This window comes from Arthrobacter sp. I3, from assembly GCF_000520575.1.
Classification (GTDB): domain Bacteria; phylum Actinomycetota; class Actinomycetes; order Actinomycetales; family Micrococcaceae; genus Arthrobacter; species Arthrobacter humicola_A.
Genome location: NZ_KI914903.1, coordinates 1 through 6,724 on the forward strand (window position 1 = coordinate 1; position 6,724 = coordinate 6,724).

Consider the following 6,724-nt stretch of genomic DNA (forward strand, 5'->3'; position numbering starts at 1 on the left):
CGTCCTGGGCCTGGCGGGCGTTGCGCTCGGCGTCGCCGGCCGCCACGAAGCGCTCGTCACCCCACCAGAAGTTCACCTTGGACCAGTCAACGGCCCGCGCCGCGGGCGATTCGGCCACTGCCTTGAGCGAGCCGATGCCCATCGTTCCCCCGGTAAGCACCACCGTGGCCTCGCCGTGCCGGTCCTGGATATCCACCAGCTTGGTAATCAGGCGGGCTGCGATCGCCGCCATCAGAACGGTCGAGTCAGGATGGATGCTTACTCTCGGGTCAGCGCTCACTGGGACGGACACTCCTTAGATTGGTACGCGGCAGTCCCATAGTAATCACTTCACCGAAGACTTCGTCCGGATCCAGGCGTCGGAGTTCTTCGGCCAGGCAGTCCTTGAGGCTGCGGCGGGGCAGCGAGATGCGCTGGGCGGGCTGGCCGGGCTGGGTCAGTTCCGCGATGGTGAGCCCGGGCCGGAAGAGCTGGATGTCGCCGCCGGGCCGGGTCAGCCGGACGCGCCGGATGCCGGTTCCGGCCGGATCCGCCACAATCGTCACGGGAACGTCCAGGGCCAGGGTGAGCCAGGCTGCGAGAAGCACGGTGCTGGGGGAGTCCGAGGCGCCCTCGACGGCCACGGCCGTCACCGGCGAGTCGTCCACCTGGTCCAGGACCGCGGCCAGCTGGATGCGCCAGTTGGTCAGCCGGGTCCAAGCCAGGTCCGTGTCGCCGGCCTTGTAGGTGCGGCGGATGTTCTCCAGCGCCGCGACCGGGTCCGCTTCATTGGCCGAGTCGGTGATCCGGCGGTGCGCGATGCCCCCGACCGAGGTCTGGCACGCGTTCCTGGGCGCGCCGTGCGGCCACCAGGCAACGATCGGGGCGTCCGGGAGCAGCAGGGCCGCGACGAGGGATTCGCTTTCCTCGGCCAGTTCGCCGTAGCCGCGCAGCAGGATCACCTCGGAGGCGCCGGCGTCGCCGCCGACGCGGATCTGGGCGTCCAGCCGGGTCGGGGCCGAGGCCCCGGCATCGGCGAGGACGATGATCCGGCACGGGTGTTCCCGGCTGGCCTCGTTGGCGGCCTCGATGGCCTCCTCTTCAAGCCCGGAGCGGGTGACGACCACGAGGGTCAGGACCCGGCCCAGGGCGATCACGCCGCCCTGCTCGCGCAGGGCCATGATCTTCTTGGAAATCTTGGAGGTGGTGGTGTCGGGAAGATCTACGATCATGGCCTTCTCCAGGTTCGTCCGTCGCGGGCAAGGAGCTCATCGGCCGAGGCAGGGCCCCAGCTGCCGGGAGCGTAGGGCTGGGGCTGTTCGTCCAGGCCGGCCCAGTATTCCTCGAAGGGATCCAGGATCTTCCAGGACAGCTCAACTTCCTGGTGCCGGGGGAACAGCGGCGGCTCGCCCAGGAGCACATCCAGGATCAGGCGTTCGTAGGCTTCGGGACTGGACTCAGTGAAGGAGTGGCCGTAGCCGAAGTCCATGGTGACGTCGCGGACCTCCATCTGGGTGCCAGGAACCTTGGAACCGAACCGGATCGTGGCGCCCTCGTCAGGCTGGACCCGGATCACCACGGCGTTCTGGCCGAAGTCGTCCTCGCCGTGGTCAGTGAAGAGCAGGTTTGGTGCGCGCTTGAACACGACGGCGATCTCCGTCACCCGGCGCCCCAGCCGCTTGCCGGCGCGCAGGTAGAACGGCGCACCGGACCAGCGGCGGGTGTTGATGTCCACCCGGATCGCGGCGAACGTCTCGGTCTTGGAATCGGCCGGGATGCCCTCCTCCTCCAGGTACCCGAGGACTTCCTCGCCGCCCTGCCAGCCGCCGGTGAACTGACCGCGGGCGGAGTGGGAGGAGAGATCCTCGGGGAGCCGGACGGCGGCGAGGACCTTTTCCTTCTCGGCACGCAGGTCGTCCGCGTTGAAGGAGATCGGTTCTTCCATCGCCGTCAGGGCCAGCAGCTGCAGCAGGTGGTTCTGGATGACGTCGCGGGCCGCGCCCACGCCGTCGTAGTAGCCTGCCCGGCCTCCGGTCCCGATGTCCTCGGCCATGGTGATCTGGACGTGGTCCACATAGTTGGCGTTCCAGAGCGGCTCGAAGAGCTGGTTGGCGAAGCGCAGTGCCAGGATGTTCTGCACCGTCTCCTTGCCCAGGTAGTGGTCGATCCGGAACACCGCGTCCGGCGGGAACACCGACTCGACGATGTCGTTGAGCTGCCGGGCCGACTCGAGGTCGTGTCCGAACGGCTTTTCGATCACCACGCGGCGCCAGTTGTCGCCCGCGGCCTGGGCCAGGCCGTGCTTGGAGAGCTGACGGCAGACCTGCTCGAAGGCCTTCGGCGGGATCGAGAGGTAGAATGCGTGGTTTCCCCGCGTCCCGCGCTGTTCGTCGAGCTCATCGATCGTGTCGGAGAGCCGCTTGAACGCCTCGTCGTCGTCGAACTCGCCCTGCACGAAGCGGATGCCCTCGGAGAGCTGCTTCCAGACCGTTTCGTCGAACGGGGTGCGGGCGTACGCCTTGACGGACTCCTTGACCTCCGCGGCGAAGTCCTCGTTCTCCCACTCGCGGCGGGCAAAGCCCACCAGCGCGAAGCTCGGCGGCAGCAGCCCGCGGTTGGCGAGGTCATACACGGCGGGCATGAGCTTCTTGCGGGCGAGGTCCCCGGTCACCCCGAACAGGACCAGCGACGCCGGGCCGGCAATACGGTTCAGACGGCGGTCACGGGGGTCCCGGAGCGGATTGCGCCCCCGGCCGGCCGTGTTCCTGCCGCCGATGTAGGTTTCTGGCATGGTTGCGTGGGTGCCTTAGCTTTCAGTGGAGGATGCTGCCTGGCCGGCAAGGGAGGTGACGAGCTCCTGGAGCTGCTTCACACCCGCGGCGCGGTCGGCCAGGTGCAGCCGAAGGACCGGACGGCCGTGCTCGGACAGGACCTGGGCATCGCCCGCGGCCTGCGCCGAGATCAGCTCGCCGAACGTGAACGGCCGGTCCGGGATGGCCAGGTCAGCCGCGGATGCGGCCGTGACCTGCAGGAAAACGCCGATCGCGGGTCCGCCCTTGTGGAACTGGCCGGTGGAGTGCAGGAACCGCGGGCCCCAGCCAAAGGTGACCGGGCGTCCGCTGACCGCGGCCAGTTCGTCCCGGACGCCTTCGAGGCTGGCATAGGCCAGCCGGTCGAAATAGGCCTGGACGCTGAGGTAGTTGTCCGGGCCGAGTTCGCCGAGCAGGGCGCTGACAGCCTCGGCCGCGGTGCCGGCGTTGCCGAGCCATTCCCCGCCGCGGACCTCGATCGCGCCGTCGGTGAAATTCGCCGGCGTCGGTGCGGGCTGTGCGTCCAGCAGGCCGCGGGCGGCGATCTTCGCTGCCTCGACGTCCGGCTGGTCGAACGGGTTGATGCCGAGCAGGCGGCCGGCCACGGCGGTGGCGAATTCCCACACCATCATCTGCGTGGCCAGGCCGCCGGCGATGGCGACCTCGTTCTCGCCGAGCTGCACGTCGGCATCCGCCGCGACGAGCCTGATGACCAGGACGTCGGGGGCGCCCAGAGTGGCTTCCGGGGAGGCAGGACCGGCGACGACCGGCAGCACGCCGGTGCCGAGCTTGCCCGTGGATTCGGCGATGAGCTGCTCGGCCCAGTCGGCGAAGCCCACGATCCCGGATCCGTCCTCGGCGATGACGATTTTGTTGCGCAGCGGGGTGGTGCCGCCCAGGGCGGTGCCGAGAGCGAGGCCGATGTTGTCCTCCGAGTCCTCATTGAGGATCTCGGCGGCTTCTTCGGCCTCATCCAGGAAAGCCTGGATGTCGACGCCGGCCAGCCCGCACGGGACCAGCCCGAAGGCGGTCAGTGCCGAGAAACGGCCGCCGACGTTCGGATCTGCATTGAAGACGGCGCGGTAGCCTGCCTCCCGGGAGGCCTTGTCCAGCGGCGACCCCGGGTCGGTGACGATGATGATGCGGCTCTTCGCATCGATCCCGGCATCGGTGAACGCCTGCTCGAAGATCCGGCGCTGGGAATCGGTTTCCACAGTGGAGCCGGACTTGGAGGAAACCACGATCGCGGTTTCGTCCAGCCGGTCCGCCACCGCGGCACTGACCTGTTCGGGGTCGGTGCTGTCCAGAACAGTCAGCTCGACGCCAGCGGTGCCCGCAATGACTTCAGGCGCCAGCGAAGAACCGCCCATCCCGCAGAGGACGATCCGCGTTACGCCCTCGGCCTTCAGCGCGTCGCGGAGTTCGAGAATGTCGCCGACCAGCGGCTGGGAGACGGAGGCCGCCTCGACCCAGCCCAGCCGGACAGCGGATTCCTGCTCTGCGTCCGGACCCCACAGGGTGTGGTCCTTCGCGAAGATCCGGGTGGCGATGCGGTCTTCCAGCAGTGCCGGGAGGTGCTGCTCATGTGCCTGGCGGGCTGCGCCGGTGGCGTCGTAGCTGAGTGTGCTCATGGTGGGTTAGGAAGCCTTCCGTGCAGAGGCCAGGGCGCCTTCGACGTCGCCCAGCAGTTCCTTCCAGCTGGCCACGAACTTGTCCAGGCCTTCGGATTCGAGCAGGGCGACGACGTCGTTGTAGGAAATCCCCAGCGCGTCGAGGGAGTTCAGCGTGGCGTTGGCGTCGTCGTAGCCGCGGGTTACGGTGTCGCCCGTGACGGAGCCGTGGTCGAACGTCGCGTCGAGCGTCTTCTCCGGCATGGTGTTGACGACGCCGGGGGCGACGAGTTCGGTGACGTAGAGGGTGTCCGGGTAGGCCGGGTCCTTCACGCCGGTGGAGGCCCACAGGGGGCGCTGCGGCAGGGCGCCGGCCTCGGCCAGCAGGGCCCAGCGTTCGGTGGAGAAAAGCTCCTCGTAGACCTGGTAGGCCAGGCGCGCGTTGGCCAGGCCGGCCTTGCCCTTGAGTGCCTTGGCTTCCTCGGTGCCGATGGCGTTGAGGCGCTTGTCGATTTCGGCATCGACGCGGGAGACGAAGAAGGACGCGACCGAGTGGATCGTGGACAGGTCGTGGCCGTTGTCCTTGGCCTGCTCGAGCCCGGACTGGAAAGCGTTGATCACGGCGCGGTAGCGTTCCAGCGAGAAGATCAGGGTCACGTTGACGCTGATGCCCTCGGCCAGGGTGGCGGTGATGGCCTCGAGGCCTTCGAGGGTGGCCGGGATCTTGATCAGGACGTTGTCCTTGTTGACCTTCTTGTACAGGTGCTTCGCTTCGGCGATGGTGCCGGCGGTGTCCCAGGCCAGGCGGGGGTCGACCTCGATGGAGACGCGGCCGTCGACGCCCTTGGTGGCCGCGGCGACCGGGGCGAACAGGTCGCAAGCGTCGGCGACGTCGGTGGTGGTGATTTCGAAGACGGTCTCTTCGACGGTGGCGCCGGCGGCGGCCTGGGCGGCGATCACGGCGTCGTAGTCGTGGCCGGCGGTGATGGCGGCGTGGAAGATCGACGGGTTTGTGGTGACGCCAACGACGTTCTTCTCTTCGATCAGCTTGCGCAGGGTGCCGGTCTGCAGGCGGCCGCGGGAGAGGTCGTCGAGCCAGATCGAGACGCCGGCGTCGGAGAGCTGCTGGGTGGGGGTAGTCATTTCATAACTCCTGGAAATCATGGGTTCCGGGGGCACAGCGTCCCCCGGAACCGTGGTGGTGGATCAGTTGGTGAGGCCGGCGAGGGATTCCTTCGCGGCGGCGGCGACTGCTTCTGCGGTGATGCCGAATTCCTGGAAGAGGCGCTTGTAGTCCGCGGACGCTCCGAAGTGCTCCAGGGAGATGGAACGGCCGGCGTCGCCGACGAATTCCTTCCAGCCCAGGGCCAGTCCGGCTTCGACCGAGACGCGTGCCTTCACGACCGAGGGCAGCACGGCGTCGCGGTAGGCGGCGTCCTGCTTGTTGAACCATTCCACGCAGGGCATGGACACCACACGGGTGGGGATGCCCTCGGCCTGCAGCGCTTCGCGGGCGTTGACGGCGAGCTGGACCTCGGAGCCGGTGCCGATCAGGATGACCTGGGCTTCGGCGGTGGAGCCGTCCTTCGACGCCTCGGCAAGGACGTAGCCGCCCTTCTCGACGCCGGCGGTGGAGCCGAAGGTGTCGCCGTCGGCGACGCCGGTGCCGCGGGCGTAGGTGGGGATGTTCTGCCGGGTCAGGACGATGCCGGCGGGGTTTTCGTGGTTTTCCAGCATGGCCTTCCAGGCCGCGGCGACCTCGTTCGCATCTCCCGGGCGGACGACGTCCAGGCCCGGGATGGCGCGGAGGGAGGCGAGCTGCTCAACGGGCTGGTGCGTGGGGCCGTCCTCGCCCAGGCCGATCGAGTCGTGCGTCCAGACATACAGCGACGGGACGCCCATGAGGGCGCCGAGCCGGATCGCGGGGCGCTGGTAGTCGGAGAAGATCAGGAACGTTCCGGAGAAAGCCCGGGTGCGCCCGTGCAGGGAGATGCCGTTCACGATCGACGCCGCGGCGTGCTCGCGGATGCCGAAGTGCAGGACCCGGCCGTAGGGGTTGCCCTTCCACGCCGCGGTGGACCGGGACGTGGGGATGAATGAGGGCGAGCCCTCGATCGTGGTGTTATTCGACTCCGCGAGGTCGGCGGAGCCGCCCCAGAGTTCGGGCATTACCGGGCCGATCGCGTTCAGGACCTTCCCGGAGGCGGCCCGGGTGGAGACGTCCTTGCCGGCTTCGAAGACCGGCAGGGCGGCTTCGAAGTCGCCCGGGAGCTTCTTCGCTTCGACGCGTTCCAGCAGAGCAGCGGACTCGGGGTTGCCGGCCTG

The 6,724-nt window shown here is 68.5% G+C and carries 6 protein-coding genes; all 6 read right to left on the reverse strand.

Features of this window, described 5'->3' with window-relative positions:
• A partial coding sequence (locus tag Y706_RS23480) for a 6-phosphogluconolactonase (RefSeq protein WP_043434638.1) occupies nt 1–232 on the reverse strand: 232 nt, incomplete at its 3' end.
• Between the two features lie 37 nt (nt 233–269).
• A complete protein-coding gene (locus tag Y706_RS0103650; RefSeq protein ID WP_028275501.1) occupies nt 270–1,211 on the reverse strand; it encodes a glucose-6-phosphate dehydrogenase assembly protein OpcA in 942 nt (313 codons plus the stop codon).
• Nucleotides 1,208–2,770 (reverse strand): glucose-6-phosphate dehydrogenase, encoded by a 1,563-nt coding sequence (gene zwf / locus Y706_RS0103655; RefSeq protein WP_028275502.1) that lies wholly within the window; start codon nt 2,768–2,770, stop codon nt 1,208–1,210. Before zwf ends, Y706_RS0103650 begins: the two co-directional genes overlap by 4 nt.
• A 15-nt stretch (nt 2,771–2,785) precedes the next feature.
• Nucleotides 2,786–4,420, reverse strand: coding sequence for a glucose-6-phosphate isomerase (locus Y706_RS0103660; protein ID WP_028275503.1), 1,635 nt, complete (start codon nt 4,418–4,420; stop codon nt 2,786–2,788).
• A gap of 6 nt (nt 4,421–4,426) precedes the next feature.
• On the reverse strand, nt 4,427–5,542 hold the full coding sequence (tal, locus tag Y706_RS0103665; RefSeq protein WP_028275504.1) for a transaldolase: 1,116 nt from the start codon (nt 5,540–5,542) through the stop codon (nt 4,427–4,429).
• A gap of 63 nt (nt 5,543–5,605) precedes the next feature.
• The coding region (locus Y706_RS29990) for a transketolase-like TK C-terminal-containing protein (protein WP_043434642.1) at nt 5,606–6,724 on the reverse strand (1,119 nt) is incomplete at its 5' end.